This window comes from Bradyrhizobium sp. BRP19, from assembly GCF_020194195.1.
In the GTDB taxonomy this organism is placed as follows: domain Bacteria; phylum Pseudomonadota; class Alphaproteobacteria; order Rhizobiales; family Xanthobacteraceae; genus Bradyrhizobium; species Bradyrhizobium yuanmingense.
In genome coordinates this window covers 1-2500 of record NZ_JADYVZ010000031.1, presented here as the reverse complement: position 1 = coordinate 2500, position 2500 = coordinate 1, and the positions used below count along the sequence as shown (strand labels likewise).

The following is a 2500-nucleotide window of genomic DNA, read 5'->3' as shown; positions in this document are numbered from 1 at the left end:
AACCATCTGGTGGAGCCAGACGGGATCGAACCGACGACCTCATGCTTGCAAAGCACGCGCTCTCCCAGCTGAGCTATGGCCCCGTAACCAGAAGACGAATGCTCACTCGATGAAAGTGGTGGGCCTGGGAAGACTTGAACTTCCGACCTCACGCTTATCAAGCGCGCGCTCTAACCAACTGAGCTACAAGCCCCTAACGCATATCCCGTCAGGGACCGTGGGTCCTGCTTGATGCAGGCCCAGCGCGTGTTCGTCCGCGAAGAAAGAGAAACGAAGACGGCGAAATCCCGCCAATGCAGCTCAACGATCTGGCGATCTGTTGGCCACTGATGTTTCTAAAACGATCCGATAGTGAGCGTGAGCTCGCTGAAGGATCATCCTTAGAAAGGAGGTGATCCAGCCGCAGGTTCCCCTACGGCTACCTTGTTACGACTTCACCCCAGTCGCTGACCCTACCGTGGCCGGCTGCCTCCCTTGCGGGTTAGCGCACCGTCTTCAGGTAAAACCAACTCCCATGGTGTGACGGGCGGTGTGTACAAGGCCCGGGAACGTATTCACCGTGGCGTGCTGATCCACGATTACTAGCGATTCCAACTTCATGGGCTCGAGTTGCAGAGCCCAATCCGAACTGAGACGGCTTTTTGAGATTTGCGAAGGGTCGCCCCTTAGCATCCCATTGTCACCGCCATTGTAGCACGTGTGTAGCCCAGCCCGTAAGGGCCATGAGGACTTGACGTCATCCCCACCTTCCTCGCGGCTTATCACCGGCAGTCTCCTTAGAGTGCTCAACTAAATGGTAGCAACTAAGGACGGGGGTTGCGCTCGTTGCGGGACTTAACCCAACATCTCACGACACGAGCTGACGACAGCCATGCAGCACCTGTGCTCCAGGCTCCGAAGAGAGGGTCACATCTCTGCGACCGGTCCTGGACATGTCAAGGGCTGGTAAGGTTCTGCGCGTTGCGTCGAATTAAACCACATGCTCCACCGCTTGTGCGGGCCCCCGTCAATTCCTTTGAGTTTTAATCTTGCGACCGTACTCCCCAGGCGGAATGCTTAAAGCGTTAGCTGCGCCACTAGTGAGTAAACCCACTAACGGCTGGCATTCATCGTTTACGGCGTGGACTACCAGGGTATCTAATCCTGTTTGCTCCCCACGCTTTCGTGCCTCAGCGTCAGTACCGGGCCAGTGAGCCGCCTTCGCCACTGGTGTTCTTGCGAATATCTACGAATTTCACCTCTACACTCGCAGTTCCACTCACCTCTCCCGGACTCAAGATCTTCAGTATCAAAGGCAGTTCTGGAGTTGAGCTCCAGGATTTCACCCCTGACTTAAAGACCCGCCTACGCACCCTTTACGCCCAGTGATTCCGAGCAACGCTAGCCCCCTTCGTATTACCGCGGCTGCTGGCACGAAGTTAGCCGGGGCTTATTCTTGCGGTACCGTCATTATCTTCCCGCACAAAAGAGCTTTACAACCCTAGGGCCTTCATCACTCACGCGGCATGGCTGGATCAGGGTTGCCCCCATTGTCCAATATTCCCCACTGCTGCCTCCCGTAGGAGTTTGGGCCGTGTCTCAGTCCCAATGTGGCTGATCATCCTCTCAGACCAGCTACTGATCGTCGCCTTGGTGAGCCATTACCTCACCAACTAGCTAATCAGACGCGGGCCGATCTTTCGGCGATAAATCTTTCCCCGTAAGGGCTTATCCGGTATTAGCACAAGTTTCCCTGTGTTGTTCCGAACCAAAAGGTACGTTCCCACGCGTTACTCACCCGTCTGCCGCTGACGTATTGCTACGCCCGCTCGACTTGCATGTGTTAAGCCTGCCGCCAGCGTTCGCTCTGAGCCAGGATCAAACTCTCAAGTTGGACTTGAACTTTGAACCGGCTGATCACAACGTTTGACGAGGTCCCACCATTATCGACCGAAGTCGATGTGCTGCCCGCGATTCACATCGCTGGCAACGATGGTGTTTCCTTTAAAACGTGTACCGCCGAAGTCTTTCGTCCGGTCTCGATCAGAAAAGCCGAAGCTTCTCGGAAGCGAGACCCGCAAGGACTCCGCCGTCCACGTTTCTCTTTCTTCATCTTCACTTGTCAAACAGCCCGAGACCATGGAGGCCTCAACCTTCCTGAGAGGAAGGGTTCCGACACCCTTACCGACGATGGATGAACTCCAACCGACTGGTGTCGGCTGTTGTGTCACTCAACAAGGTGAGGAGCATCAGTGGCGCGTTCGCTCGCCTTGGTCAGTGACCCGGCGGCGCCGCGCTCAGTGGTTGGGGTTATAGGCCCCACCTTCCGGCCTGTCAACGCCAATCGTCAACAAATCGTCGCACAGCGGACCAGCGAGAAAACACCCACGATTCCAGCCATTTAGAAAGCCGCCGGGCACATCGAACGAGCCCGCCCGGCAAAAAATCTGAAAAAAAGTTTGCCCGCCAGCGGGCTCTGAAGGACGCCTTAGAGCCCTCCCCGGCGGCCTCCCCCGGGGCC

The 2500-nt window shown here is 56.4% G+C and carries 2 tRNA genes and 1 rRNA gene; all 3 read right to left on the bottom strand.

Features of this window, described 5'->3' with window-relative positions:
• Positions 1–7: 7 nt before the first annotated feature.
• A tRNA-Ala gene (locus I6F36_RS36930) sits at positions 8–83 on the bottom strand.
• 33 nt (positions 84–116) lie between these two features.
• Positions 117–193 (bottom strand) — tRNA-Ile (locus I6F36_RS36925).
• A 191-nt stretch (positions 194–384) separates the two neighbouring features.
• Positions 385–1873: ribosomal RNA gene (locus I6F36_RS36920) — 16S ribosomal RNA — on the bottom strand.
• Positions 1874–2500: the final 627 nt, after the last annotated feature.